Origin of the sequence: Stenotrophomonas sp. STK17_22 (assembly GCF_051983905.1) — a bacterium.
Lineage (GTDB): Bacteria > Pseudomonadota > Gammaproteobacteria > Xanthomonadales > Xanthomonadaceae > Stenotrophomonas > Stenotrophomonas maltophilia_A.
This window is the reverse complement of sequence record NZ_CP197010.1, coordinates 1,230,443-1,254,174: the sequence shown is the minus strand read 5'-3', so window position 1 is coordinate 1,254,174 and position 23,732 is coordinate 1,230,443. Positions and strand designations below refer to the sequence as shown.

At 67.3% G+C, this 23,732-nt stretch carries 25 protein-coding genes; 16 read left to right on the top strand and 9 right to left on the bottom strand.

The window, feature by feature from the left end; translation table 11 throughout:
• Nucleotides 1-28: 28 nt before the first annotated feature.
• The 10 genes from ACSYS9_RS05690 (at nucleotide 29) to ACSYS9_RS05645 (ending at nucleotide 10,730) form a co-directional block, all read left to right on the top strand.
• Nucleotides 29-2,221, top strand: coding sequence for a TonB-dependent siderophore receptor (locus ACSYS9_RS05690; protein WP_071227766.1), 2,193 nt, complete (start codon nucleotides 29-31; stop codon nucleotides 2,219-2,221).
• 220 nt (nucleotides 2,222-2,441) lie between these two features.
• Nucleotides 2,442-4,085: a malonate decarboxylase subunit alpha gene (gene mdcA, locus ACSYS9_RS05685; RefSeq protein WP_071227767.1), complete on the top strand. Its 1,644-nt coding sequence runs from the start codon at nucleotides 2,442-2,444 to the stop codon at nucleotides 4,083-4,085.
• A gap of 10 nt (nucleotides 4,086-4,095) precedes the next feature.
• Nucleotides 4,096-4,416, top strand: a complete 321-nt coding sequence (mdcC, locus tag ACSYS9_RS05680) for a malonate decarboxylase acyl carrier protein (protein WP_071227768.1) — start codon at nucleotides 4,096-4,098, stop codon at nucleotides 4,414-4,416.
• Nucleotides 4,413-5,321, top strand: coding sequence for a biotin-independent malonate decarboxylase subunit beta (locus tag ACSYS9_RS05675; RefSeq protein WP_071227769.1), 909 nt, complete (start codon nucleotides 4,413-4,415; stop codon nucleotides 5,319-5,321). Before mdcC ends, ACSYS9_RS05675 begins: the two co-directional genes overlap by 4 nt.
• Before the next feature lie 2 nt (nucleotides 5,322-5,323).
• A complete protein-coding gene (mdcE, locus tag ACSYS9_RS05670; RefSeq protein ID WP_071227803.1) occupies nucleotides 5,324-6,028 on the top strand; it encodes a biotin-independent malonate decarboxylase subunit gamma in 705 nt (234 codons plus the stop codon).
• Nucleotides 6,021-6,662 carry a malonate decarboxylase holo-[acyl-carrier-protein] synthase gene (gene mdcG / locus ACSYS9_RS05665; protein ID WP_071227770.1) on the top strand — a complete coding sequence of 214 codons (642 nt, stop codon included), beginning with the start codon at nucleotides 6,021-6,023 and terminating at the stop codon, nucleotides 6,660-6,662. Before mdcE ends, mdcG begins: the two co-directional genes overlap by 8 nt.
• On the top strand, nucleotides 6,659-7,516 hold the full coding sequence (gene mdcB, locus ACSYS9_RS05660) for a triphosphoribosyl-dephospho-CoA synthase MdcB (protein ID WP_071227771.1): 858 nt from the start codon (nucleotides 6,659-6,661) through the stop codon (nucleotides 7,514-7,516). The genes mdcG and mdcB overlap by 4 nt, the downstream gene beginning before the upstream one ends.
• Complete coding sequence (gene mdcH, locus ACSYS9_RS05655; protein ID WP_071227772.1) at nucleotides 7,513-8,433, top strand: malonate decarboxylase subunit epsilon; 921 nt, start codon at nucleotides 7,513-7,515, stop codon at nucleotides 8,431-8,433. Before mdcB ends, mdcH begins: the two co-directional genes overlap by 4 nt.
• Nucleotides 8,434-8,537: 104 nt before the next feature.
• On the top strand, nucleotides 8,538-9,905 hold the full coding sequence (locus ACSYS9_RS05650; protein ID WP_071227773.1) for an SLC13 family permease: 1,368 nt from the start codon (nucleotides 8,538-8,540) through the stop codon (nucleotides 9,903-9,905).
• Between the two features lie 105 nt (nucleotides 9,906-10,010).
• Complete coding sequence (locus ACSYS9_RS05645) at nucleotides 10,011-10,730, top strand: GntR family transcriptional regulator (RefSeq protein ID WP_012510388.1); 720 nt, start codon at nucleotides 10,011-10,013, stop codon at nucleotides 10,728-10,730.
• Between the two features lie 110 nt (nucleotides 10,731-10,840).
• Here the strand turns inward: ACSYS9_RS05645 and ACSYS9_RS05640 are convergent, their stop codons facing one another.
• The gene (locus ACSYS9_RS05640; RefSeq protein WP_071227774.1) at nucleotides 10,841-11,173 is read right to left on the bottom strand and encodes a hypothetical protein; all 333 of its coding nucleotides are present in this window, start codon (nucleotides 11,171-11,173) and stop codon (nucleotides 10,841-10,843) included.
• 151 nt (nucleotides 11,174-11,324) lie between these two features.
• Here ACSYS9_RS05640 and ACSYS9_RS05635 point away from each other — a divergent pair, with 151 nt between their 5' ends.
• Nucleotides 11,325-12,272 carry a nucleoside hydrolase gene (locus tag ACSYS9_RS05635; RefSeq protein ID WP_071227804.1) on the top strand — a complete coding sequence of 316 codons (948 nt, stop codon included), beginning with the start codon at nucleotides 11,325-11,327 and terminating at the stop codon, nucleotides 12,270-12,272.
• Nucleotides 12,273-12,276: 4 nt separating this feature from the next.
• Here the strand turns inward: ACSYS9_RS05635 and ACSYS9_RS05630 are convergent, their stop codons facing one another.
• From ACSYS9_RS05630 to ACSYS9_RS05605, 6 genes are all read right to left on the bottom strand, one after another.
• Entirely contained in the window at nucleotides 12,277-13,536 is a 1,260-nt protein-coding gene (locus ACSYS9_RS05630) for an MFS transporter (RefSeq protein WP_071227775.1), read from the bottom strand.
• 77 nt (nucleotides 13,537-13,613) lie between these two features.
• Nucleotides 13,614-14,627 carry a hypothetical protein gene (locus ACSYS9_RS05625; protein ID WP_071227776.1) on the bottom strand — a complete coding sequence of 338 codons (1,014 nt, stop codon included), beginning with the start codon at nucleotides 14,625-14,627 and terminating at the stop codon, nucleotides 13,614-13,616.
• A 105-nt stretch (nucleotides 14,628-14,732) separates the two neighbouring features.
• Nucleotides 14,733-16,046 (bottom strand): sensor histidine kinase, encoded by a 1,314-nt coding sequence (locus ACSYS9_RS05620; protein ID WP_071227777.1) that lies wholly within the window; start codon nucleotides 16,044-16,046, stop codon nucleotides 14,733-14,735.
• Nucleotides 16,043-16,783 carry a response regulator gene (locus tag ACSYS9_RS05615; RefSeq protein WP_032960784.1) on the bottom strand — a complete coding sequence of 247 codons (741 nt, stop codon included), beginning with the start codon at nucleotides 16,781-16,783 and terminating at the stop codon, nucleotides 16,043-16,045. Before ACSYS9_RS05615 ends, ACSYS9_RS05620 begins: the two co-directional genes overlap by 4 nt.
• Before the next feature lie 58 nt (nucleotides 16,784-16,841).
• The gene (locus ACSYS9_RS05610) at nucleotides 16,842-17,387 is read right to left on the bottom strand and encodes a redoxin family protein (RefSeq protein ID WP_071227778.1); all 546 of its coding nucleotides are present in this window, start codon (nucleotides 17,385-17,387) and stop codon (nucleotides 16,842-16,844) included.
• Nucleotides 17,388-17,390: 3 nt separating this feature from the next.
• A complete protein-coding gene (locus ACSYS9_RS05605) occupies nucleotides 17,391-18,185 on the bottom strand; it encodes an alpha/beta fold hydrolase (protein WP_071227779.1) in 795 nt (264 codons plus the stop codon).
• 342 nt (nucleotides 18,186-18,527) lie between these two features.
• Between ACSYS9_RS05605 and ACSYS9_RS05600 the strand changes: the two genes are divergently transcribed.
• From ACSYS9_RS05600 to ACSYS9_RS05580, 5 genes are all read left to right on the top strand, one after another.
• A complete protein-coding gene (locus ACSYS9_RS05600; protein ID WP_049461797.1) occupies nucleotides 18,528-19,172 on the top strand; it encodes an HvfX family Cu-binding RiPP maturation protein in 645 nt (214 codons plus the stop codon).
• Between the two features lie 100 nt (nucleotides 19,173-19,272).
• On the top strand, nucleotides 19,273-19,749 hold the full coding sequence (locus tag ACSYS9_RS05595; RefSeq protein ID WP_049422760.1) for an HvfA family oxazolone/thioamide-modified RiPP metallophore: 477 nt from the start codon (nucleotides 19,273-19,275) through the stop codon (nucleotides 19,747-19,749).
• Between the two features lie 56 nt (nucleotides 19,750-19,805).
• Entirely contained in the window at nucleotides 19,806-20,651 is an 846-nt protein-coding gene (locus tag ACSYS9_RS05590; protein WP_071227780.1) for an HvfB family MNIO-type RiPP peptide maturase, read from the top strand.
• Nucleotides 20,644-21,378, top strand: coding sequence for an HvfC family RiPP maturation protein (locus tag ACSYS9_RS05585; RefSeq protein ID WP_049461799.1), 735 nt, complete (start codon nucleotides 20,644-20,646; stop codon nucleotides 21,376-21,378). The genes ACSYS9_RS05590 and ACSYS9_RS05585 overlap by 8 nt, the downstream gene beginning before the upstream one ends.
• Before the next feature lie 51 nt (nucleotides 21,379-21,429).
• Nucleotides 21,430-22,068 carry a ferric reductase-like transmembrane domain-containing protein gene (locus tag ACSYS9_RS05580; protein WP_071227781.1) on the top strand — a complete coding sequence of 213 codons (639 nt, stop codon included), beginning with the start codon at nucleotides 21,430-21,432 and terminating at the stop codon, nucleotides 22,066-22,068.
• A gap of 62 nt (nucleotides 22,069-22,130) precedes the next feature.
• On the opposite strand, the gene ACSYS9_RS05575 is transcribed toward ACSYS9_RS05580, so the two are convergent.
• Complete coding sequence (locus ACSYS9_RS05575) at nucleotides 22,131-22,535, bottom strand: hypothetical protein (RefSeq protein ID WP_071227782.1); 405 nt, start codon at nucleotides 22,533-22,535, stop codon at nucleotides 22,131-22,133.
• A 27-nt stretch (nucleotides 22,536-22,562) separates the two neighbouring features.
• Complete coding sequence (locus ACSYS9_RS05570) at nucleotides 22,563-23,699, bottom strand: metallophosphoesterase (RefSeq protein WP_071227783.1); 1,137 nt, start codon at nucleotides 23,697-23,699, stop codon at nucleotides 22,563-22,565.
• Between the last annotated feature and the right edge of the window lie 33 nt (nucleotides 23,700-23,732).

The following is a 23,732-nucleotide window of genomic DNA, read 5'->3' as shown; positions in this document are numbered from 1 at the left end:
CTTCCCGTCTCCGAGCTTCGAACCCACCATGTCCCTGACGTTCCGTAACCGCCTGCCCCGCCGTGCGCTGCTGCCGGCTGCCCTGCTCTCTTCGCTCGCGCTGGTCGCGTCTCCGGCGTTCGCCGAGGCCGCCGCCGATGCATCCGATGCCAAGACCCTGGACCGGGTCAGCGTCCGTGCCGAGCAGTCCGCTCCGCCATCCAGCACCACCCGCCTGCCGATCACACTGCAGGAAACCCCGCAGTCGGCCACTGCGATCAGCCTGAAGCGCCTGCAGGACGAATCGCTGTTCAGCATCAACGACGTGATGCGCAACGTCACCGGCGTCAGCGTGTCCTTCTATGACACCCAGCGCCCGCTGTACTACGCACGCGGCTTCGCCATCACTGACTTCCAGGTCGACGGCATCCCGACCTACAGCGGTTCCACCAACCAGGAATACGACACCGCTTTCTACGACCGCATCGAAGTGATCCGCGGTGCCAACGGCCTGCTCAGCGGCGCCGGCGTGCCGTCGGCCACCGTCAACCTGCTGCGCAAGCGGCCGGGCAAGGAGTTCGATGCCTCGTTCGCGATCAGCGCCGGCAGCTGGGACTATCGGCGCATGGAGGCGGACGTGACCGCGCCGCTGACCGATGACGGCCGTTTCCGCAGCCGCGTGGTCGCCGCCTATACCGATCGTGGCCTGTATTACGACCGCTACGACGAGAACAAGATGGCCGGCATGGCGGTGCTGGAAGGCGACGTCACCGACAGCACCACGATCACCCTCGGTTACCAGAGCCAGGACAACAATCCGACCGGCTCGACCTGGGGCACCGTGCCGTTCTTCGACAACCAGGGCAATTTCGCGCACCTGCCGCGCTCGACCAACCTGTCGCCGAAGTGGAGCTACTGGAAGCGCGAGAGCAACACTGCCTTCGCCAACCTGGAACAGCGCTTCGGCGACAACTGGCTGTTGAAGATCAACACCGCCTACACCCGGGGCAACGTGCAGAACGTGCGCCTGTACGGCACCGGCAACCCGGACCCGGTGACCGGCTCGGGCATCTACCTGCGTGCCGCCGCCGGTGATTCGAAGGACACCCGCCGCAATGTCGATGCCTACCTGACCGGCAGCTTCCCGCTGTTGGGCCGCGACCACGACCTCACCGTCGGCGCGCAGTGGTCTGACCTGGAAGGCACCACCAACACCCTGGCACTGAACTTCCCGGGCGACTGGGCAACCTGCGGGCGTGAGCGCTGCTACTACATCCCCAACGTGTTCAACTGGAACGGCGACATCTCCGAGGTGACCTACACCCGCACCGGTGCACGTCGCGTGGCCAAGACCACGCAGAGCGGCGTCTACCTGGCCACCCGCCTGCGCCTGGCCGATCCGCTGTCGCTGATTGCCGGTGCACGCCTGAGCCGCTGGGAAACGCTCAGCCGCTCGTACAACGCCGCCGGCGTCTACACCGGCACCAGCGGTGCCTACAAGGTGAGCGATGAAATCACCCCGTACGTGGGCCTGGTCTACGAGATCACGCCGAACGTGTCGGCCTATGCCAGCTACACCGAGATCTTCAATCCGCAGAACTACAAGGACCGCAACGAGAACCTGCTGGCGCCGGTACAGGGCTCGAACCTGGAAGCGGGCATCAAGACGCAGTGGTTCGATGGTCGCCTGACCGCCAATGCCGCCGTGTTCGAAGCCAAGCAGGACAACTACGCGGTGCGTGACATGGGCGTGCCGGAGGGTTCGCTGAGCGATGGCACCTCCGCCTACGTCGGCGTCAACGGCACCAAGGCGCGCGGTTGGGAGATGGACGTCAATGGCGAGATCCTGCCGGGCTGGATGGTCAATGCCGGCTACACCCACGTCAAGGTCACCCGCGCCGCCACCGATCTGCTGTACGCCAACCCGCCGAAGGATCTGTTGCAGCTCAACACCCAGCTGCAGCTGCGCGGTGCGCTGGAACGCCTGAGCGTTGGCGGTGGCGTGCAGTGGCAGAGCAAGGTGCAGGGCTACAACATCGCCTACCCGCTGGGCGGCACGGTGACGGTGAACCAGCCGGCCTACATGCTGGTCCAGTTCAACGCCAACTACCGCATCAGCGACAACTGGACGGCAACCCTGAGCGTGCGCAACGCACTGGACAAGACCTACTGGGCGAATCTGGACTACAACAACTACGGCGAACCGCGCTTCGTGTCGGCCAGCCTGCGCTGGAAGTTCTGAGCCACCAGAAACGGTAGTGCCGGCCGCTGGCCGGCTCCAAGCGATGCATCGATGACGCGGAGCCGGCCAGCGGCCGGCACTACCCCGATCGATGCGGTCATCCTCCATTTCAATCTGAATGGGCCCGCCTCTGTGCGGGCCCTTTCATTTGCTGCACCGCGGGTTGCACGCCCATCATAATTATGCCGTAATTACATCGACACCAATCGGAAGCCGGTCGATGAACCCGAGCTGGGATACGTTGGAACGCAGCCGCCAGGCCCGCCTGGAACGTGCCGCGCCGTGGGCCCGGGGACGTGAGGTCGCCGCCACCGACGTGGGCGAGCTGCTGCACGCACTGCTGGAGCCAGGCGACAAGGTCTGCCTGGAGGGCAACAACCAGAAACAGGCCGATTTCCTCGCCCAGGCCCTGGCCGACCTTGACCCGGCCCGGGTGCACGACCTGCACATGGTGCAGTCGGTGCTGTCTCTGCCGTCGCACCTGGATGTATTCGAGCGTGGCATCGCCTCGAAGCTGGACTTCTCGTTCTCCGGCCCGCAATCGGTGCGGCTGGCCAACCTGGTGGCCGAAGGGCGCATCCAGATCGGTGCCATCCACACCTACCTGGAACTGTTCGGCCGCTACTTCATCGACCTCACGCCCCGCGTAGCGCTGGTCGCCGCGCAGGCCGCCGATCGCCACGGCAATCTCTACACCGGCCCGAACACCGAAGACACGCCGGTGATCGTCGAGGCCACCGCGTTCGGTGGCGGCATCGTCATCGCCCAGGTCAACGAGATCGTCGACACCCTCCCCCGCGTCGACATCCCTGCTGACTGGGTCAACTTCGTGGTGCAGGCGCCGAAGCCGAACCACATCGAGCCGCTGTTCACCCGCGACCCGGCGCAGATCTCCGAGATCCAGGTGCTGATGGCGATGATGGCGATCAAGGGCATCTACGCCGAGTACGGCGTCAACCGCCTCAACCATGGCATCGGCTTCGATACCGCCGCCATCGAACTGCTGCTCCCCACCTACGCCGAATCGCTCGGCTTGAAGGGAAAGATCTGCCAGCACTGGGCCCTCAATCCACACCCCGCACTGATTCCGGCGATCGAATCGGGCTTCGTCAAATCGGTGCATTCGTTCGGTTCCGAACTGGGCATGGAGAAGTACATCGCCGCACGCAGCGATGTGTTCTTCACCGGTGCCGACGGCTCGATGCGCTCCAACCGCGCGTTCTCGCAGACCGCGGGCCTGTATGCGTGTGACATGTTCATCGGTTCCACCCTGCAGATCGACCTGCAGGGCAACAGCTCCACTGCCACCCGCGACCGCATCGCCGGCTTCGGTGGCGCACCGAACATGGGCTCCGATGCACGTGGCCGCCGCCATGCCAGCGAGGCCTGGATCAAGGCCGGCCAGCAGGCCGCACGCCCCGGTGAGATGCCGCGTGGCCGCAAGTTGGTGGTGCAGATGGTGGAAACCTTCCGCGAACATATGGCACCGGCCTTCGTCGATCGGCTGGACGCCTGGGAGCTGGCCGAGCGCGCGAACATGCCGCTGCCACCGGTGATGATCTACGGCGACGACGTCAGCCATGTGCTCACCGAGGAGGGCATCGCCAACCTGCTGCTGTGCCGCACTCCTGAGGAACGCGAACAAGCGATCCGCGGCGTGTCCGGCTATACCGCCGTGGGCATGGGGCGCGACCGCGCGATGGTGGAGAACCTGCGCGACCGCGGCGTGATCCGCCGTCCCGATGACCTCGGCATCTCCGTGCGCGATGCCAGCCGTGACCTGCTTGCGGCGCGTTCGGTGAAGGACCTGGTGCGCTGGTCCGGCGGCCTGTACGACCCGCCCAAGCGCTTCCGCAACTGGTAAGGGGCTGAGCATGGAAACCCTCGACTATCGATTCGAAGGACACACGGCGGTGCAGTTTCCGCGCGATGCGGTACTGGTCGGCGTACTGGCCTCGGGCAATCTGGAAATCCTGCTGGAACCGGCCGCACTGGACGGCGCGATGACGGTGCGCATCATCACCGCCGCGCAGGGCTTTGGCCGCGTCTGGGAGGCGGTGATCGGTGATTTCGCACAGCGCCATCCACTGCGCGATGTACGCATCTCGATCAACGATGCCGGTGCGACCCCGGCGGTGGTCAGCCTGCGCCTGGACCAGGCCGTGGAAACCCTGCTTGCTGGAGATCCACGATGAGCCGGACGCAGCGCCACAGTTACTACGAAGCCGATGCACGCGAGCGCATCGCCGGGCTGATCGACGCCGGCTCGTTCCGTGAATTCCTGGGCCCTACGCGGCGGATGATGAGCCCGCACCTGGCACAGCTCGACCAGCCCGCGGCGTTCGACGACGGTATCGTTGTCGGCGAAGCCACACTGCGCGGCCGACGCGTGCTGCTGGCCGCACAGCAGGGTGAATTCATGGGCGGCGGCGTGGGCGAGGTGCACGGCGCCAAGTTGACCGGGCTGCTGCACCGTGCAGCGGAAACCCGACCTGACGGTGTGCTGCTGATGCTCGATACCGGTGGCGTGCGCCTCCACGAAGCCAATGCAGGGCTCATCGCCATTTCCGAGGTCATGCGCGCCACGCTGGATGCGCGCGCTGCAGGCGTCCCCGTGGTGGCGTTGATCGGCAGCGGCAACGGCGCATTCGGTGGCATGGGCATCGTCGCCCGCTGCTGCAGCACGGTGGTCATGTCCGAGGAAGGCCGGCTGTCACTGTCCGGGCCGGAAGTAATCGAGACCGTGCGTGGTGTGGAAGAGTTCGATTCCCGCGATCGCGCGCTGGTCTGGCGCGTAACGGGAGGCAAGCACCGCTACCTGATCGACCAGGCACAGGTGCTGGTGCCCGATGCCATCGAGGCGTTCGCGCAGGCTGCCAGCAATGCGCTGCAGCCCGATACCAGCAGCACCGATCCAGATACTGCACTGGCCGCGCTGCAGGAACGCCATGCGGCACTGAAGGCGCGCGTGCAGGCCTGGGGCGATTGCCGCGATGGCCTGGAGATCTGGGCGCGGCTGGGTATCACTACCCCCGAGCGACTGTCGCTGCTCGACACCGATGCGTTCCTCATCGCCACCGCCGACCGGAGCCTGCCATGAGCATGCCGCTGCAGACCCTGCTCGATGCCCTGTTCCCGCATGGGCATGCCATTGCCGTGAACGATTCGGTGCTGACCGGTAGCGCCACCACAGAGGATGGCGAGGTGACCGTGATCGGTACCGCCGACAAACTCGAAGTCGGCGTGGACCACGCATTGGCACTGGCCGAAACCGTGCTTGCCAGCACCGCCGCGCTTCCACAGCGACCGATCGTGATGCTGGTCGACACCGCTGGCCAGCGCCTGGCGCGGCGTGACGAACTGCTTGGCATCAACGGCTACTTCGCTCACTTGGCGCAGACGCTGGATCTGGCACGCCGACGCGGTGCGCGGCTGGTGACCCTGGTCTATGGCGAGTCGGTCAGCGGCGGCTTTCTGTCGTTCGGCCTGATGGCCGACCACATCCACGCCCTGCCCGATGCACAGGTGCGGGTGATGGACCTGCGCGCGATGGCGCGGGTGACCAAGCAACCGCTGGAGAAACTGCAGGCACTCAGCCAGACCTCGCCGGTGTTCGCGCCGGGCGTGGAGAACTACGTGGCGATGGGTGCGGTGGAATCGCTGTGGGAGGGCGATCTTGCCCAGCACCTGCTGCAGGCGCTGCGCGCGCCCGCCGAAGGCGACCTGCGTGCCGCACGCGGCGCACAGCGCGGCGGTCGTGCCCTGGCGGCAGGCGTTTCATCTGCGGTGGCCCACGGCGATGCCTGAGCGGCCCGCCCGCCACACGCTGGCCTGGCTGTCGGCCGATGCCGACTGGCGGGCTGACGTGACTGCACAGGAACCACGCCTGGCAGCGTGGTTCGCGCAGGGCCTGCCGGCCATGGTGGCGCGCTGTGCGGCGGACGACCCCGACCCTCGGCTGCGCCTGGGGGTACCGCTACCGCCAAGCGAAGGCAAGCAACGGCTGGCGCTGCGCGTGACCCTGCAGGACGTTCAGCAGCTGCAGCCTCCCCCTCCCTTGGATCACGTTCTCGCCGGCGGCGTTCCGGCGGATTGGCAGGCGGCGTTGCAGGCAATGCTGCGGCTTGCACCAGCCCGCGTATTCGGCGCCTTCGCATGGCAGCACCTCAGCGGACTGCCCTATGTGCACCCGCGCTCGGACATCGACCTGCTGTGGCAGGTGGATGACGCGCGCCAGGCCGACCTGCTGGTCGAACGCCTGCAGCACTGGGAAAGCGCCTACGGGCATCGCGTAGATGGCGAACTGTGCCTGGTGGATGGTGGCGCGGTGAACTGGCGCGAATACGCCGGTCGCAGCCGCGAAGTACTGGTCAAACGCATTGATGGTGCCGCTCTGGAACTGCGCGAGGCCTTGTTCAACGCCACTGGAGTTGTCGCATGAACGCCGTCGTGAAGCGCGTCGCCCGGTCCACCCCGGCGGTGGACAGCGCGCGCCTGGGGCGCCTTGCCATCGCCAGCCTGCACGCCGAACTGGCCCTTGCCCCCAAACCGGGACTGGTTACACCGTTCGATTGCGGCAGCCACCACGACATGGATGCCGGCACCTTCCTGCGCAGCCTGTTCGCGTTGCGCCACTATTTCATCGCCGTGGCCGACGCCGGTGCCAGCGCGGCGCCGTTCCAGACGCTGCGCCGGCATGGCATCGCCGCCGAGATATCGATGCTGCACGCCACTGCGGGCATCAACACCCATCGCGGTGCGATCTTCAGCCTTGGCCTGCTGGTGGCCGCGTCCGCTGCCTGCTGGGGCCGCGCGGGCCGTGTCGCCGCAGCCGAGCAGGTCTGCCAGGAAGTGCGCCGTTGGGCGCCCGAGCTCGCCGACGCGCCTCTGGATGCGAACAGCCCTGGCCAGCGCGCGCGTGCACGGCACGGCGTGCAAGGCGTGCGCGAACAAGCGGCCGCCGGCTACCCGCTGCTGCGCGAAGTGGCACTGCCTGCCCTGCGCCACGCACTGGCCAGCGGCCTGCCGCGCGAGGCCGCGATGTGCCAGACCCTGATGCAGCTGATCGCGTGCGTGGATGACCTCAACCTGCTGCACCGTGGCGGCGCCGACGGCCTGCGCTGGGCCCAGCGGCAGGCACGCACCTTCCTGGACGCCGGCGGCACCTTCGCGCCGGACTGGCAGGTACATCTGCGTCGCATCGGTGACGGCTTCGTCATGCGCCGGCTGAGCCCGGGCGGCAGCGCAGACCTGTTGGCCTGCAGCGTGTTCCTGCTGCAGCAGGAGCAGGCATGAGCCTGGCCCTGCTCTGCCCTGGCCAAGGCGCGCAGCACGCGGCGATGTTCGATCGCGTGCGCGATCTAGCTGCCGCGCGGCCGGTGCTCGATGCCACGAGCGAACTGCTCGGCCGCGATGTATTCGCCGCTGCGGCGGCCGACGACCGCTTCGACAATGTGCGGGCGCAACCACTGCTGTGCGCAGCAAGCCTGGCGCATTGGCAGGGCCTGCGCGAGGTATTGCCAACGCCGACGGTGATCGCGGGTTACAGCATCGGCGAGCTGGCCGCACATGCCATCGCCGGCGGCGTCGATGCGGCCACCTGCCTTGCCCTGGCTGCGCAGCGCGCGCTGTTGATGGACAGTGCCAACCCCGCCGATGCAGGCCTGCAGGCAGTGCTTGGCCTGGAACGCCATGTACTGCAGCCGCTGTGCGATCTGCACGGAGCGCACGTGGCCATCGCCAACGGGCAGGACCATTTCATCGTGGGCGGCACGCACGCCTCATTGCAGCGGCTGGCCGATGCCGCGCGGCCGCAGGGTGCGGACATCCGTCCACTGCCGGTGCACGTGCCTGCACACACACCGTTGCTGGCAGCGGCGGTCGCACCGTTCGCTGCCGCACTCGACGCCTCGCCACTGCAGGCCCCACGCCTGCCGCTGCTGGCCGGCATCGATGCGCGACCGGTGCGGGATCGCGCAACGGCAGTCCACACGCTGTCGGCGCAGCTCGCGCAGACCATCGAATGGGCGCAGGTGATGCGCCAGGCCTTCGAGCGTGGCGCGCGGGTGTTCCTGCAGCTGGGCCCGGGCAACGCATTGGCGCGCATGGTCGCGCCGGCCTATCCGTGCTGCGAGGTGCGCGCGGTGGAAGAGTTCCAGAGCCTTGAAGGCGCCGCGGCGTGGGTCCGCAGCGCGCTGGAGCGGCTGCAGTAACGGGTTCGAGCAGTACGTATCACGCAACACGCAGTACGTCGCCTTACCCCGGGATGGCGGGTCTCCATCCGCGCTGTACGTGAGTCACGTGTCTGGGAGGGCGCATGAGTCCACAAATCGCAACGATCATCGGTCTGGTGATCATGTTCATCGTCGCCACCGCGATGCCGATCAACATGGGTGCCGTCGCCTTCGCGCTGGCCTTCATCATCGGCGGACTGTGGGTCGACATGGGCGGCAAGGAGGTCCTGGCCGGCTTTCCCGGCGATCTGTTCCTGACCCTGGTCGGCATCACCTATCTGTTCGCCATCGCGCAGAAGAACGGCACCATCGACCTGCTGGTGCACTGGGCAGTGAAAGCCGTTCGCGGCCATATCGTGGCCATTCCGTGGGTGATGTTCGTGATCACCGCGGTCCTCACTGCGTTCGGTGCACTGGGCCCGGCGGCGGTCGCGATCATCGGCCCGGTCGCGCTGCGCTTTGCCAAGCAGTACAACATCAATCCACTGATGATGGGCCTGCTGGTCATCCATGGTGCGCAGGCGGGCGGCTTCTCGCCGATCAGCGTGTACGGCAGCATCACCAATGGCGTGGTGCAGAAGGCCGGGCTGGAAGTGACCGAGATGGCGGTATTCCTGACCAGTCTGGGCTTCAACTTCATGATGGCGACGATCTGCTTCTTCGCCTTTGGTGGCATCGCCCTGCTGCGCCGTGGCTCGATCACCGCAGCAGGAACGCTCGGCACTGCCGAGCTGGCGATGGCCGGTGGCCCGCAGGCCTCGTCGCGGCAATTCGCGATCGAAGGTCATGGCGCGCTGGTCGCGGCAGGTGGCGGCACGCTCAGCAATGATCCGGCGGCACTGGATGCGGTGAACCTCACCCGCGAACGCCTGTTCACCCTGATCGGCCTGCTCGGCCTGGGCGTGGCGGCGCTGATCTACAACCTCAACGTCGGCCTGGTCTCGATCACCGTGGCGGTCGCGCTGGCGCTGCTGTCGCCACAAAGCCAGAAGGGTGCGGTCGATGGCATCAGCTGGTCCACCGTGCTGTTGATCTGCGGCGTGGTGACCTACATCGGCGTGCTGGAACATGCCGGCGCGGTGGAATTCATCGGCAACGGTGTCTCCGACATCGGCATCCCGCTGCTCGGTGCACTGCTGGTCTGCTACGTCGGCGGCATCGTCTCCGCATTCGCTTCGTCGGCAGCGGTACTCGGCGCGACGATCCCATTGGCGGTGCCATTCCTGATGCAGGGCCACCTCAGCGCCGCCGGCGTGATCTGCGCGCTGGCGGTGTCATCCACCATCGTCGATGTCAGCCCGTTCTCGACCAATGGCGCACTGGTGGTGGCCTCGGCCGCGAAGGAAGAACGCGAGACCCTGTTCCGCCGCTTCCTGGTCTACAGCGGCCTGGTGGTTGCGCTCGGACCGCTGCTGGCCTGGCTGGTGTTCGTGGTGCCGGGCTGGATGTAACCGCCCAGCCGGGGTGCCGACCGCTGGCCGGCACTCTCATGAAGCCATCCAGCGATCATGGGTTGCCGGCCAGCGGCCGGCACTACCTGGCGGTACACTTCCACCATGGCCATTGCCCCTGCCCCGCGGTCACCGAAGAAGCGCGCACCCCTGTACGAAGAGGTGGCCGAACACGTGCGCGAGCGCATCTACGATTACCGGCTGCCGCCGGGAGAGTGGATCGACGAGCCCGCGCTGTGCGAAGAACTGGGCATCAGCCGCACGCCGCTGCGCGAGGCGCTGAAGCTGCTGGCCGCCGAAGGCCTGGTGCAGATCGATGCGGGTCGTGGCAGCCGGGTCACGCGACTGACGCTGGAAGACCTCAACCAGCTGTTCCCGGTGATGGCGATGCTGGAAGGCCGCTGCGCGCATGAGGCGGTGAAGCACATCGACGATGCCGGCGTGCAGCAGCTGGAAGACCTGCATGCAGCGATGGAAGCGGCTGCGGCAGAGGGCAACATCGCCGAGTACTACCGCAACAACTACCTGATCCACGAAACCGTGCAGCATTACGCGGGCAACCCCTGGCTGATCCGCATCACCCACGACCTGCACCGCATCCTGAAGATGCATCGCGGCCGTCAGCTGCTGACCCCGGGTCGCACCGCGCAGTCGCTGGCCGAACACCGCGAGCTGATGGAATGCTTCCGCCGCCGCGACGCGCAGGCTGCCGAACGCACCATGGAACGCCATCTGCTGAGCCAGGGCCAGGCACTGGCCGCCTATGTGGCGGCAGGCGGCCTGTTGAACGTACCGGCGCCGTTGCCGACCGAAGGCGGCGGCTGAGCGGGCTGTCGTCGCCTTTGTAGAGTCGAGCCATGCTCGACTGCTTTTCGATCAGGCATCGCGGCGTTGGAGCGAAGTGCAGTCGAGCATGGCTCGACTCTACAGAGACCTCAATCGCTGCAGCTGCCACCACCACCGTCACTGCTGCCGCCGTCGCTTCCACAGTCGGAGCTGCTGTAGCTGTGATGACTGTGGCTGTCCCCGGAATAGCCGCCGGAAAAATCGGCGGGCCCACCGCCACTGCCATCGCTCCGCGCGGGTGAGCCATCGGCCGTGGCCACTGCCATGCACAGGATCGCGCCGACCAGCGGCAGCAGCCAGACCAGCAGCAGCTGCACCGTCCGGCCGCCCGCCGACAGGCCGTCGCGCTGCGCGATCACCACGGTGGCCACCACGTTCAGGCCCAGCACCAGCAGGACCAGCAGAAGGGCAACGATCAGCATTCGGCGACTCCGTGCCTGGACTGGGGGCATTATGGCCTGCCACCCCGGCAATGGCCCTGCCTGTCATGAAGATGGGACAATGTAGGGCGCGCCGGCCTGCCCCGTGGCCGCCGGCGCCCCCCGCACCACACGGAAGAAGAAGAACAACAACATGCTGAAAGTCATTTTCGATACCGACCCGGGCGTCGACGACGCCCTGGCCCTGCTGTACCTGCACAAGCACACCCAGATCGACCTGATCGGCGTCACCACCACCTTCGGCAACGCCTCGGTGGAGTCGACCACACACAATGCGCTGTACCTGAAGCAGGCCTGGGGCTTTGCCGCTCCGGTCGCGCGCGGTGCCGGTGGCCCGCTGCAGCCGGAAGCCACCCCGGAAGCCTGGCCGGTGCACATCCACGGCCACAACGGGCTGGGCAATCACCCGGTGCCGGCCAGCCTGGACGTGGCCGCCGATGCGCGCCCGGCCCATCAGCTGATCATCGACCTGGTCCGCGCACATCCGGGCGAAGTGACCCTGGTCGCGGTCGGCCGCATGACCAACCTGGCCCTGGCCCTGCAGCAGGCCCCGGACATCGCCGGCCTGGTGCGCGGCGTGGTGATCATGGGTGGCGCTTTCCACGTCAACGGCAACATCACCCCTGCCGCCGAGGCCAACATCTGGGGCGATGCCGAAGCCGCCGACGTGGTGTTCACCGCCAGCTGGCCGGTTACTGCGATCGGCCTGGACGTGACCACCCGCGTGGAAATGGACCGTGACGGCCTGGACAAGCTGGCTGCCATCGGCGGTGCCGACGCCGAGCTGGTGCGTGCGCTGTCGCAGGACTACGTGGACTTCTACCTGCAGGCCGGCCACAAGGGCATGGTCGTGCACGACTGCTGCGCGTGCATCGCGCTGACCCGCCCGGAGCTGTTCCAGTTCGAGCGCGCCAGCGTGCGCGTGGCCACCGACGGTGTCGCCCGCGGCATGACCATTCCCAAGCCGGAAGGCCTGGCGTTCGGTCCCAGCGTGTGGGATGGCCACGTGGTGCAGTCGATTGCCATCGGCGTGGATGCGGCCGCGGTACTGGCCGACATCGAGCAGACCCTGAAGGTCTGACCCGCTAGCGCCTGGCCCTGCCCGGGACCGTCTCGGGCAGGGTCCACAGCACCGGCAGCACCAGCACCGCCACCAGCGCGATCATCGCGCCCGGCGCCGCTGCCCAGCCGCTGCGCTCCACCCACCATTGCGCCAGCCAGGGTGTTGCGCCGCCGAAGAAGGCGGTGGCCATGGTCACCCCCAGTGCCAGCCCGCTGACCCGGCCTTCGCCGGGGAACTGTTCAGCCGTGGCAGGGGCCGCGACCGCGCTCACGCCACCGGCCACGCAGGCCAGCAGCACCGCCGCCAGCCCGATGCCCAGCGCCGTCGCCTGCGCCATCCACGCAAACAGGGACAGTGGCAACAACGCTGCCAGCACGGTCAGGCCCAGCAACACCGGCCGTCGTCCAACGCGGTCGGACAATGCGCCACACAACGGCGTGATCGCGATCACTGCCACCGCCGCAATCGTCGACAGCCACAGTGCGTCGCCCTCGTCATGACCCCGCGCGTGCAGGAACGCAGGCACATAGGTGATGCCCACGTAGTAGGTGATCGAGCCCAGCGCCGAGATCGCGAAGGTGCGTGCCACCGCCAGCGGATGGTTGCGCAGTACGTGGCGAAGCGGTGTAGCCGGAATGCTGCCCTCGCGGCGCTGACGCTCGAACTCCGGCGATTCGTGCATGCCCGAGCGCGCGACCAGGATCACCAGTGCCAGCGCCGCGCCGATGAAGAACGGAATACGCCAGCCCCAGCTGTCCAGCTGTGCGGGCGCGAGCAGCCCCACGGTAGCCGCGGAGATCGCCACCGCCAGCAGTGCGCCTACTTCGCTGGCGGCCGAGGCCAGCGAGGTCACCAGGCCACGTCGCCGCGCCGGTGCGCTTTCCAGCAGGTACGCCACCACGCCGGTGTACTCACCGCCCACCGAAAATGCCATCACGCAGCGCAGTACCAACAGCAGCACGCCCGCCGTAGTGCCCGCCGTGGCCGCTGTCGGCAGCAGCGCGGTGGCCAGCATCGCCGCTGCCATCAAGGCCATCGATGCCAGCAGCATCCAGCGCCGGCCCAGGCGATCCCCCAGGTGGCCGAAGCACAGTGCGCCCAGCGGGCGCATCAGGTAGGACACCGCAAAGCCGGCCAGGGTAACCAGCAGCGCCTGCTCGCCACCACCGAAGAACACCCGCGACAGCACCGTGGCGAAGTACAGATACAAGGTGAAGTCGTACCACTCCACCACCGTGGACAGGCCGGCCACCCACATCGAGCGCTGCCGCTCGGCAGTCATTGCGTGTTCGCCTTCAACAGCCTCGATCCCGGTTGCGCAGGTTCGGGGAGGATGTCACGGCCGGGGTGAAATACCGGTCATCGGCTATCCGTCGCCTGCATGTACTGGGTTTCATGGCCGGTGAATCGCTCACCGTCAAAGCCGAAGCAGAAGCGTCCTTCCTCGAACACGCGGTAGACCAGCAACGCACCATCAAGGCAGAACTGTTGCTGGTCCACACCCGTTTCCAGTGTCCCGTAGCCGGTGGCGTCTCCGCCCTTCCCCGCCGGGCCGGTGAAGGCATCGATCGGCAATGGCGTGGCGCGTCCGGTGCGGGTATCGACCAGCACCAGCGTGCGCTGGAAGTACTCGGGACGATCATCGACCTGTACCAGCAGATAGTGCTGGTTGAAATTGGGCTTCTGATGCTGGAGAGCTTCTTCAATGGCGGCCCGGTGCCGCGCATCGCAGAAGTCGACCGGGCTGTAGCGGTAGCTGCAACCGTCGTGGTCGTAGGGCAGGTTCATGCCGGAATAGCTCACGCCTGCCTGGCTGCCCGCGTCATCTCCCGGCTCCGGCGTGCTGCACAGCAGCCACGAGCGCTGCGCATCCTCCGGGTCGGCCAACAGCTTCGGCTCACGGCCCGCTTCGTAAGCCGCGCCACCCGGGAAGTCCTGCCCCAGGTGCTGGCGGGCGATTGAACGCGCCTTCTCCAACGGCAAGGCAATCCTGGCCCCACGGAACGAGACGAACGTCATCGTCGGCAGGATCACTTCCTCCACCGGCAGCCCCTTCCATTGCCCCTGCACGCAGAACGTGGCGATCTCGTTCTCCCCGTCCTCCTTGCAGGGTTTCGGCGCGTTCGCAGCCAACCAGGGGTGGGCCGGGCGATCGGTTTGGTGATCGATGTACCAGCCGTCCAGCGCGCAGGTCGGCAAGGCATCGAGTAGCGGTGAGAGGTCTGTTGCGGTGGCCGGGGCGGCAAGCGGTGTGCCCGCTGCGGGTGCCACGGTCGACGCGTCCGGTGTGCGCTGGCAGGCCGCCAGCGCGAGTAGACCGACCAGCAGCGCGACGTGGCGCGGACGCCGGATTGAATGCTGCGCTCCCTGCATTGCGTGTTTCCTGGTTTCGACACTCCCTGCAGATGATCGCCGATCCCGGGGCCGGGCAGGATTGCCATAGATCCGCGCCGTGCGTGGATGCTCTGACCGCGCCAATTACCCCGGCAGCTGCAGCTCCGCCCGCAGGCCGCCCCCCTCGCGGTTGTGCAACCGCAGCGAGCCGCCCAGCGACTGCGCCAGCTGCACCGCGATGGCCAGGCCCAGGCCGGTCCCGCCGGTATCGCGATTGCGCGAGCTTTCCAGCCGGTGGAACGGCGCCAGCACTGCCTGCAGCTGGCCCTCGGGAATGCCGGGGCCACGGTCGGAAATTCCGATCCACACCCTTCCGGCCTCATCGCGGCCCGCCTCGATCTCGGCGGCACCGGCGTAGCGCAACGCGTTGTCGACCAGATTGCCGACCACCCGGCGCAGCGGCTGCGGCCAGGTCTGCACGACCAGTCCAGCGGGCGCACCACCACTGACCGGCTTGCCCATGTCCTCGTAATCGCCGACCACACTGGCCAGGAACGCGCCCAGGTCCATCGACACCGGCGCGCCACTGGCGACGTGGCTGCTGCGCGCATAGGCCACGCCCTCACGCACCAGTTGACCCAGGTGGTCGAGGTCGGCCAGCAGCCGCTGCTGGGTGCTGTCTTCAGGCAGGGTCTCCACCCGGAGCTTCATGCGCGTGATGGGGGTCTGCAGGTCGTGCGAGATCGCGGCCAGGATCTGCAGGCGCTCACTGACATGGCCACGAATGCGTGCCTGCAGTGCATTGAGTGCGGCCGCCGCGCCGCCCACTTCCGCAGGGCCGTCTTCAGGCAGTGCAGGCCCGTCCTTGCCCGGCTGCAGATGCTCCACCGCATGCGACAGCTGCTGCAGCGGGCGCATGGCCAGGCGCACCGCCAACCACGCGCACACCAGCAGCAGCGCCAGCTGCACCAGCAGCACGGCGGGCAGCCAACGTGCCAGCGGCAGGCCCGACGGAGTGACTTCAATGGTCAAGGGTGTGCCGTCGTGCAGGCGCAGTTCCACCTCGAACCGCTCCGGCAGGCGAGCCACCTGGCGCGCCTGCAACGGATAGCGGTGCTGCAGGCTGTCGTCGATGATCGCCGTGACCTGGCGTGCACGATCGGTCTGCAGTCCCGGCCCAGCCGCAGCCGGGCGCAGCAGGTAACGGTAGGTGCGCCGCTCCAGCCGCGGCACCCAGGCATCGCGCTGGTCCTCGGGCAGGTGCTCCAGCAGCGCGACACTCACGGCCACGTCTTCATCGAGGTTGCGCAGCATCATGCTGCGGGTGGACTGGTAGCGTTCGAAGAACAGCAGACCGAAGGACAGTGCGTGGGCCAGGGCCAGTCCGCCCAGCAACACCAGCAGCAGCCGCGCCGACAGCGTGCGCGGCCAGCGTGGACGGCGTGCGGTGGTGTTCATTCGTCCGGTCCCAGCAACTGCACCGGCACGCTGAACACATAGCCTTCGCTGCGCACGGTCTTGATGTAGGTCGGCTCGCGTGCGTCGTCACCCAGGCGCTGCCGCACGCGGCTGACCAGCAGGTCGATCGAGCGATCGAACAGTTCGGCATCGCGGCCCTGGGTGAGGCTGAGCAGCTGGTCGCGGCTGAGCACCCGATTGGCGTGATCGAGGAACACGCGAAGCAGGCGGAACTCGGCGCCACTGAGCGGATAGGCGGTGTCCTGCGCATCCAGCAGGTGGCGTGCGGTGGTGTCCAGGCGCCACTCGCCGAAGGCCAGCTGGCGACCTGCTTCGCTCACCTGCAGATTCGGCGGCAGCATCCGGGTGCGGCGGATCACCGCATTGATGCGTGCCAGCAGTTCGCGCGAAGAGAAGGGCTTGGTCACGTAGTCGTCAGCGCCCATTTCCAGGCCGATGATGCGGTCGGTCTCGTCGTCGCGGGCGGTCAGCAGCACCACCGGCACCGCACGATGCTTGCCGGCGCGCAGGTTGCGGCACAGGCTCAGGCCGTCCTCGCCCGGCATCATCACGTCCAGCACCACCAGATCCACGGCATGGGTATCCATCAGCGCGCGCATGGCCCGGCCACCGTCGGCCTGGCTCACGCGCAGGCCGTTGCGTTGCAGGTAGTCGGCCAGCATCTGGCGGATCTCGCTGTCATCGTCGACGACCAGGATGTGCGGTACATGGTTCATTGCGTTCTCGATGAAGGCAGGGGGACAGCGCCGCGCGGCGCGGCCATGGTAGCGCGGCTCAGGGGCTGGCCAGCAGGCGCTGGATCTCGCTTTCGGTACGTGCGTAGTCGCCCTCGCCGTAATGGCGGTAGACCACCCGCCCCTGCCGGTCGAGCAGGTACAGCGCGGGCCAGAAACGGTTGCCCCAGGCGTTCCAGATCCGGTACTGGTTGTCCTGCACCACCGGCCAGGTGATACCCAATCGTGCGATGGCCCTGCGCACGTTGCCGGGCAGCCCTTCATAGGCAAACTCCGGCGTATGCACGCCGATCACCGTCAGGCCCTGCGACCCGTACCGTGCATGCCACTGGTGGACGTATGGCGCCACGTTGAGGCAGTTGCTGCAGGTGTAGGTCCAGAACTCGACCAGCACCACCTGCCCCTGCAACTGCTCCAGTGTGAGCGGTGGGCTGTTGTGCCAGGGGCCGCCACCGTCGAACTCGGCGGCGGGAACGGTCTGTGCCGGCTGCGCATCGGCCCCCGGGCTGGGCCAGGCCATCAACAGCGCAGCCCCACCCAGCAGGCCCATCAGCAACGGCAGCGCGTACGCACGCAGGGCGGCCATCGCTCAGCCCCCCTGCTCGGCCAGCGGCAGTTCCGCCGGCTTCACCCCTGCCGCTTCCAGGATGCTGTCGGCCACCTGCGCCGGATGCGAAAGCAGCGACACATGGCTGCTGCCGATCGATTGCAGCTGTGCACCGATGCGACGTGCGGTCGCGGCCTGCAGTTGCGGCGACAGCATGCGGTCATCGCGGCTGAGCACGTACCAGCTCGGCTTGCTGCGCCACGCCGCAACGTTCACCACCTCGCCCAGCGCGCTGGCCTTCAACGGGACCTGCGTGCTGTACAGCAGTGCGGCCGATTTTTTCATCACGTCCGGCGCGAAGTCCTGGGCGATGGCATCAGCCGGCAACGTCAGATAGCCATCCCTTTCCTGCAGTCGGGCCAGGCCCGGACCGACCGGGAAACCTTCGCCCTGTTGCGCCGAAGACTGCCCTGCATCCGGTGCAAAGGCCGCCACGTACACCAGCGCCTGCACCTTCGGGTCATTGCCCGCCTCGGTGATGACCGTACCGCCCCAGCTATGGCCGACCAGCACCACCTTGCCGGGTGCAGCGGCAATCGCACGGCGGGTGGCGGCAACATCGTCGGCCAGCGAAGTGAGCGGATTCTGTACGGCCACCGCCGGCAGCTTCCAGTCATGCAGGGTACTGATGACCTTGCTCCAGCTGGAGCCATCGGCGAACGCGCCGTGCACCAGGATGACGGTGGGCGGTGCAACGGTATCGACCTGGCTGGCGAAGGCGGGGGCGGCTGCGCCGGCAAGGGCGAGAGCAGCGGCAAGCAACGAGGTACGGATCATGGGTGGCACTCCGGTGTTGGGAGTGGCCATTTCCGCCTGCCGGTGTATCGCCGCTGTTTCTCCGCGGCGCGGAGTTGTACCGGACTGTAGGGCGCAGGCGGGTTTCTACAGTGGGATACATTCGGGTGCCGTGCCTGGCCGGGCGCTACCGGGTGGATATCGCTCCCCGCACGGGGGCGCGCAACGCCCCGATGTGCGTCAACGCATCGTCTTTGTATCTGACTGTACGAAACCCCGGCCGCAGCCACAGTCGCTGACAAAACCCCGGGCAACGGCACACGTTGCCGATACCTGCGCCGCCTGAAATGGCCTCCATCGCCCACTGGCCCGCAGGACACCACCATGATCAGCACCGCCTCTTCCGTGTATACCCCCCGCCTGGACGCCGTCGGCCGCTGGCTCTCGCCATTGGCGCTGCGCACCCTGCTGGCCTGGGAGTTCTTTGAATCCGGCCGCGAGAAGCTGGGCGGCCAGAACTGGTTCGCCGACCTGGAAGGTCGCTTCCCATTCCCATTCTCCACCCTGCCCGCATCACTGAACTGGCAGCTGGCCACCTGGCTGGAACTGGTGGGTGCAGTGATGCTGCTGCTCGGCCTGGCCACGCGCTCGGTGGCTTATGTGTTCTGGGTGCTGACCGTGGTCGCCATCGCCGCCGTGCACTGGCCCGACCAATGGAACGGCCTGGGCGAACTCTGGCAGGGCTATGCGATCACCGACCAGGGCTACGGCAACTTCAAGCTGCCGCTGCTGTTCCTGGCCATGCTGCTGCCACTGATCCTCAACGGCGGTGGCGCACTCAGCGTGGACCGACTGCTGGCCGGCTCACAGCACGCCCCCGTTGGCAATGACGGCTTGGGTTGGGGCGTCAGCCTGATCGCCCTGCTGCTGCCGGTTGCCGCGCTGCTGCCCGGCATCGGCTTCGGCGGCGCCCTGCTCGGTGGTGTGCTGCTGGTGGGTTACGTACTGCGCCGTCGCCGCAACGCCTGATCCGCTTCGCCCCTTCACCGCGCTTCTTCCCTTCGTTTCCGTCGCCTTCAAGCGGCGTCCATCCCGCACGCCCCGCGTGCATTCCCAAGGAGTCACCACCATGTCCGTCTCGACCAAGAACACCCTCTCCTCCCGCCTGCCGCGCATCGGTGCCGTCGGCATCGCCCTGGCCGGTGGCCTGCTGCTGGCCGGCCAGGCTGCGGCGATCCAGCCACTGGCGATCAGTGCCGTGGCCATGAGCGCCGCCGCCGAAGGCAAGTGCGGTGAAGGCAAGTGCGGGGCCAACAAGACCGCCACCGGCAAGCCCGCCGGCAAGGCCAAGGTGGCCGAGGGCCAGTGTGGCGAAGGCAAGTGCGGCGACGCCTCGTTTGCCCGCACCGATCGTGACCACGATGGCCGGGTCTCGCGTGCCGAGTTCAACGCCGTGGCCGCCAAGCGTGCCGCCGAGTTCGACCGCATCGACACCGACCACGACGGCTACATCAGCGAGCAGGAAGCGCACGACTACCTGCGCAGCGTCTACACCGCCAACGGCAAGCCGATGCCGAAGGGCCTGTTCTCGCGCGTCGCCGATTGATCGACGTTCAACCGGCGCCGCCTCCGAGGCGGCGCCCTCTCCCTGGAGCAACCGTCATGACCCTGCCCCTGCCTTCCAATGCCGCCGGTCTTGGCCTGCGTCGTGGCCTGATCGACGAACTGCTGGCCATGCCGGCCGGTGCCATCGACTTCCTCGAAGTTTCGCCCGACAACTGGATCGGCGTCGGCGGTGCACACGGTGCAGCGCTGCGCAGGTTGAGCGAACGCCACCCCCTGACCTGCCACGGCCTGTCGCTTTCTTTGGGCGGTCCTGATCCGCTGGACCGCACCCTGCTGGCCCAGACGCGTGTCTTCCTCGACCTGCACCAGGTGCAGCTGTACAGCGAACACCTGAGCTACTGCGCTGCCGGTGGCCACGTCTACGACCTGCTGCCGCTGCCGTTCACCGCCGAGGCCGTTCACCATATCGCCGGTCGCATCGCCCAGGTGCAGGACATGCTGGGCCGACGCATCGCCGTGGAGAACATCTCCTACTACGCCGTTGCCGGCGCGGACATGAGCGAGATCGACTTCATCAACGCCGTGCTCGCCGAAGCCGACTGCGACCTGCTGCTGGACGTCAACAACGTTTTCGTCAACGCCTGCAACAATGGTTATGACGCCTTCGAATTCCTGGCCCGCGTGCCGGCCCACCGCGTCGCCTCGCTGCATGTGGCGGGCCACTTCGATGAAGACGATGGCTTCAAGATCGATACCCATGGTGCACCGGTGAAAGGCGTGGTCTGGGCACTGTTGCGCGAGGCCTATGCGCGGGTGGGCGTTCGCCCCACGCTGCTCGAACGCGACTTCAACTTCCCCCCGCTTGCCGAATTGCTGGCCGAGGTCGGGCAGATCCGCCAGGCGCAGGCCGAGGCACGTTGGCCCGAGGTGGCCCATGGCTGAGTCGCTGGCGACCCTGCAACGGCGCTGGGCCGATCATGTGCGCGACCCTGCAAAGACCGCACCCGATGGCATCGAGGCGCGGCGGATGGCGGTCTACCGCCGCCTGTGCATCGACAGCTTGGACACCCTGCTGGCCAGCAGCCTGCCGCGACTGCAGCAACAGTTGGGCACGTCGCGCTGGCGCGACATCGTGGAGCACTACTACGCCAGCCACATCTGTCACACCCCGTTGTTCCCACGGATCGCCGGCGAGTTCGCGGCCTGGCTGGCAGTGCAGGACACGCTGGCACTGCCGGGCTGGGCAGCAGAACTGGCGCACTACGAGAGCACGCAGCAGTCGCTGCACATTGAAACGCGTGACGGCGGGCGGCCGCTGCAGCGCGCTCCCGTAGGCAATGATGTGCTGGCGGTTTCGCCGTTGGTGCGGGTGCTTGGCTACCAGTGGCCAGTACATGAGGACGGGGCGCTGGAGCCGGTGTTGAGCACGGCTCCCACGCTGCTGGTGATCCAGCGCCTCGCCGATTTCAGCCTGCAGACCGAGGAACTGTCACCGCCGGCCTACGCGCTGCTGTCGGTGTTCGGTGACGACAGCGCGTCGGTGGATGAAGCACTGCAGCTGCTGTCCGAAACACATGGCGAGGCAGCGGACGCATTGCGCATTGCCTGCGTGCCTGTTCTGGGCGAGCTGTGCGCGGCGGGCGTGCTGGTCGCATTGCCTGCTTTCTGAGATTGCCGGCCAGCGGCCGGCACTACCGCCCCCCTACTTCGAGGTCTCACCATGGCTGCATCCAATACTCCCTTCCTGCACGGCTGGCGCCTGTTCGTGTCCGTGGCGGTGGTCCTGATCGCCTTCGCGCTGGCGGTCTTCGCCCTGTATCCCGATGCGGCCGAAGGCAGCCGAGCCGCGATCCGGGTCACTGCACGCACATCGTTCCTGTTGTTCCTGGCAGCGTTCACGGCATCGTCGTTCGCCAGCCTGCTGCCCAGCCCGTTCACCCGGTTCCTGCTGCGCGAACGGCGCATCATCGGCCTGTCCTTCGCGTTCTCGCACCTGCTGCATGCCATCGCCATCACCAGTTTCGGCATCCTCAACCCGGCATTCTGGCCAGCACGCTCAGCGCTGGCCAACCTCCCGGGCACGGTGGGCTACATCGCCATCCTGGCGCTGGCCATCACCTCGCATCGGGGGCTCGCCCGGCGCATGGGACCCACGGCCTGGCGTCGCCTGCACGTCACCGGCATGTGGATCATCGCGGCGGTTTTCACCTACTCGTACTTCAAGCGCGTGCCGGGCAACTTCTGGTATGCGGTGCCGTCGGCGCTGCTGTTCACCGCCTTCGTGGTGCGCTGGATCGCCAAGCGGGCGCAAGCGCTGCGTCGAAGTGCGCATGCGCGGCCGCCGCTGCGAGCGGCCTGACGGGCCGGGGTCAGATCCCTTTGCCAAAGGCGAAGGGATCTGACCCCATCATGTCGTCCCCATCAGCCGTCACGTGTGGCGCGATAGGCAGCGTAGGCATCGAGGATCTTCTGCATCCGGGCCTGCTGCTTCACACCCATCGGTGCCCGTTGCACACGCTTCAGCAGCGTCTTCCACATATATCCGGAACGGAAGAAGTACGGGCGCACCTCAAGGAAGGTCAGCACGACATCCACCGTATCTGGATCGCGTTCGGCAAGTTGCTTCAGCGCGTTGGCGTAGCCCCCCGGGAAAGCAAGCTGTTCATAGCGCTGGTTGTATTCCGCGCAGGCTGCCACGTGCCGCTGCATTTCTTCCGGGCCACGCCAGCGCGCGCCAGCGGCTTCGCGGATGGCTTGGCGCAGCCGATTGATCTCGTCCGCATTGGCGCGGATCAGACGTTCCATGGGTGCGCGGGGATGGGACATGGTTCCTTCCCTGTGGTTTGTCAGGGGTCACGGGGCGCGGCGCAGGGTGATCAGGGTGATCTCCGAAGGAACGCCGATGCGTGCCGGGAAACCAGCCCACAGGCCTGCACCATTGCTCACGTACAGGGTCATGCCATCCACGTCGTAGCGACCGGAAACATAGCCACCGTTGGCACGCTTCACCAACTGGTCCATGCCAATGATCTGGCCGCCATGTGTATGCCCGGACAGCTGCAGCTTCACCCCACGCGCGGCCGCCTCGCGTGCGTTGCGCGGGCGATGGTCGAGCAGGATCACCGGCGCGCCCGGATCGGCGCCAGCCAGCGCGGCCTCCAGGTCCGGCAGCGGCAGACCGTAGCGTGCGGCCACCGGGTCGGTGACGCCGGCAATGGTCAGCGCCGCATCGCCGCGCCGCACCTGCAGGTAGCTGTTCTCCAGCACCTGCATGTGCAGTGCGCGGAACGCCTGCATCCACTCCTGGTACTGCGCGTAGTACTCGTGGTTGCCGGTGATGGCGATGACGCCGTCCGGTGCATGCAGATCAGCCAACGGGCGCGCGTCCTCGCGACGCGCCTCGACGCTGCCGTCGATCAGATCGCCGGTAATCACGATCAGGTCCGGCTTCAGCGCGTTGCTGTCGTCCACGACCCTGCGCACCCAGTCGCCGGTCAGCAGGCGGCTGGCATGGATGTCGGACAACTGCAGCACGCGATAGCCATCGAACGCGGCCGGCAAGCCGGCGATGCTCACCTCGATCTGCCGGGGCTTGGGGACGGCCATGCCCTGGCTGACGCCATAGCCACTGACCAGCAGCGCCAGCACACCCGCCGCCGGGCGCAGCTTCGGCGCGCGCAACGCCGATACAGCACGTGGCCTGCGCAGGATGCGCGACACCAACAGGCCCGCGTCCAGCACCAGCATCACCAGCGCCAGCAGCAACACGGCGGTGGAGCCGGTGGCCAGCGTGGCGATGGCCAGCTTCGGTATCTCCGGCGAGGCCATCGTGCCCCAGAACATGGCGACGATGCGCAGCTGCACGGCAACGCTCACCAGCAGCAGCGACAGCACGACCTTCATCCAGATGGGCATGCGCAGTGGCCAGAACAGGCGCCAGGCCACATACAGGCCCATCAACAAACCGATCGTACTCAGCACTGCAACCATCCTGGAAAGAAAGCGGGCCCGCCATGGTGACGG

Excerpts from the sequence above, each read along its gene's own strand:
- ACSYS9_RS05690 (WP_071227766.1), top strand. The coding sequence starts at position 29 with ATGTCCCTGACGTTCCGTAACCGCCTGCCCCGCCGTGCGCTGCTGCCG.
- mdcA (WP_071227767.1), top strand. The coding sequence starts at position 2,442 with ATGAACCCGAGCTGGGATACGTTGGAACGCAGCCGCCAGGCCCGCCTG.
- mdcC (WP_071227768.1), top strand. The coding sequence starts at position 4,096 with ATGGAAACCCTCGACTATCGATTCGAAGGACACACGGCGGTGCAGTTT.
- ACSYS9_RS05675 (WP_071227769.1), top strand. The coding sequence starts at position 4,413 with ATGAGCCGGACGCAGCGCCACAGTTACTACGAAGCCGATGCACGCGAG.
- mdcE (WP_071227803.1), top strand. The coding sequence starts at position 5,324 with ATGCCGCTGCAGACCCTGCTCGATGCCCTGTTCCCGCATGGGCATGCC.
- mdcG (WP_071227770.1), top strand. The coding sequence starts at position 6,021 with ATGCCTGAGCGGCCCGCCCGCCACACGCTGGCCTGGCTGTCGGCCGAT.
- mdcB (WP_071227771.1), top strand. The coding sequence starts at position 6,659 with ATGAACGCCGTCGTGAAGCGCGTCGCCCGGTCCACCCCGGCGGTGGAC.
- mdcH (WP_071227772.1), top strand. The coding sequence starts at position 7,513 with ATGAGCCTGGCCCTGCTCTGCCCTGGCCAAGGCGCGCAGCACGCGGCG.
- ACSYS9_RS05650 (WP_071227773.1), top strand. The coding sequence starts at position 8,538 with ATGAGTCCACAAATCGCAACGATCATCGGTCTGGTGATCATGTTCATC.
- ACSYS9_RS05645 (WP_012510388.1), top strand. The coding sequence starts at position 10,011 with ATGGCCATTGCCCCTGCCCCGCGGTCACCGAAGAAGCGCGCACCCCTG.
- ACSYS9_RS05640 (WP_071227774.1), bottom strand. The coding sequence starts at position 11,173 with ATGCTGATCGTTGCCCTTCTGCTGGTCCTGCTGGTGCTGGGCCTGAAC.
- ACSYS9_RS05635 (WP_071227804.1), top strand. The coding sequence starts at position 11,325 with ATGCTGAAAGTCATTTTCGATACCGACCCGGGCGTCGACGACGCCCTG.
- ACSYS9_RS05630 (WP_071227775.1), bottom strand. The coding sequence starts at position 13,536 with ATGACTGCCGAGCGGCAGCGCTCGATGTGGGTGGCCGGCCTGTCCACG.
- ACSYS9_RS05625 (WP_071227776.1), bottom strand. The coding sequence starts at position 14,627 with ATGCAGGGAGCGCAGCATTCAATCCGGCGTCCGCGCCACGTCGCGCTG.
- ACSYS9_RS05620 (WP_071227777.1), bottom strand. The coding sequence starts at position 16,046 with ATGAACACCACCGCACGCCGTCCACGCTGGCCGCGCACGCTGTCGGCG.
- ACSYS9_RS05615 (WP_032960784.1), bottom strand. The coding sequence starts at position 16,783 with ATGAACCATGTACCGCACATCCTGGTCGTCGACGATGACAGCGAGATC.
- ACSYS9_RS05610 (WP_071227778.1), bottom strand. The coding sequence starts at position 17,387 with ATGGCCGCCCTGCGTGCGTACGCGCTGCCGTTGCTGATGGGCCTGCTG.
- ACSYS9_RS05605 (WP_071227779.1), bottom strand. The coding sequence starts at position 18,185 with ATGATCCGTACCTCGTTGCTTGCCGCTGCTCTCGCCCTTGCCGGCGCA.
- ACSYS9_RS05600 (WP_049461797.1), top strand. The coding sequence starts at position 18,528 with ATGATCAGCACCGCCTCTTCCGTGTATACCCCCCGCCTGGACGCCGTC.
- ACSYS9_RS05595 (WP_049422760.1), top strand. The coding sequence starts at position 19,273 with ATGTCCGTCTCGACCAAGAACACCCTCTCCTCCCGCCTGCCGCGCATC.
- ACSYS9_RS05590 (WP_071227780.1), top strand. The coding sequence starts at position 19,806 with ATGACCCTGCCCCTGCCTTCCAATGCCGCCGGTCTTGGCCTGCGTCGT.
- ACSYS9_RS05585 (WP_049461799.1), top strand. The coding sequence starts at position 20,644 with ATGGCTGAGTCGCTGGCGACCCTGCAACGGCGCTGGGCCGATCATGTG.
- ACSYS9_RS05580 (WP_071227781.1), top strand. The coding sequence starts at position 21,430 with ATGGCTGCATCCAATACTCCCTTCCTGCACGGCTGGCGCCTGTTCGTG.
- ACSYS9_RS05575 (WP_071227782.1), bottom strand. The coding sequence starts at position 22,535 with ATGTCCCATCCCCGCGCACCCATGGAACGTCTGATCCGCGCCAATGCG.
- ACSYS9_RS05570 (WP_071227783.1), bottom strand. The coding sequence starts at position 23,699 with ATGGTTGCAGTGCTGAGTACGATCGGTTTGTTGATGGGCCTGTATGTG.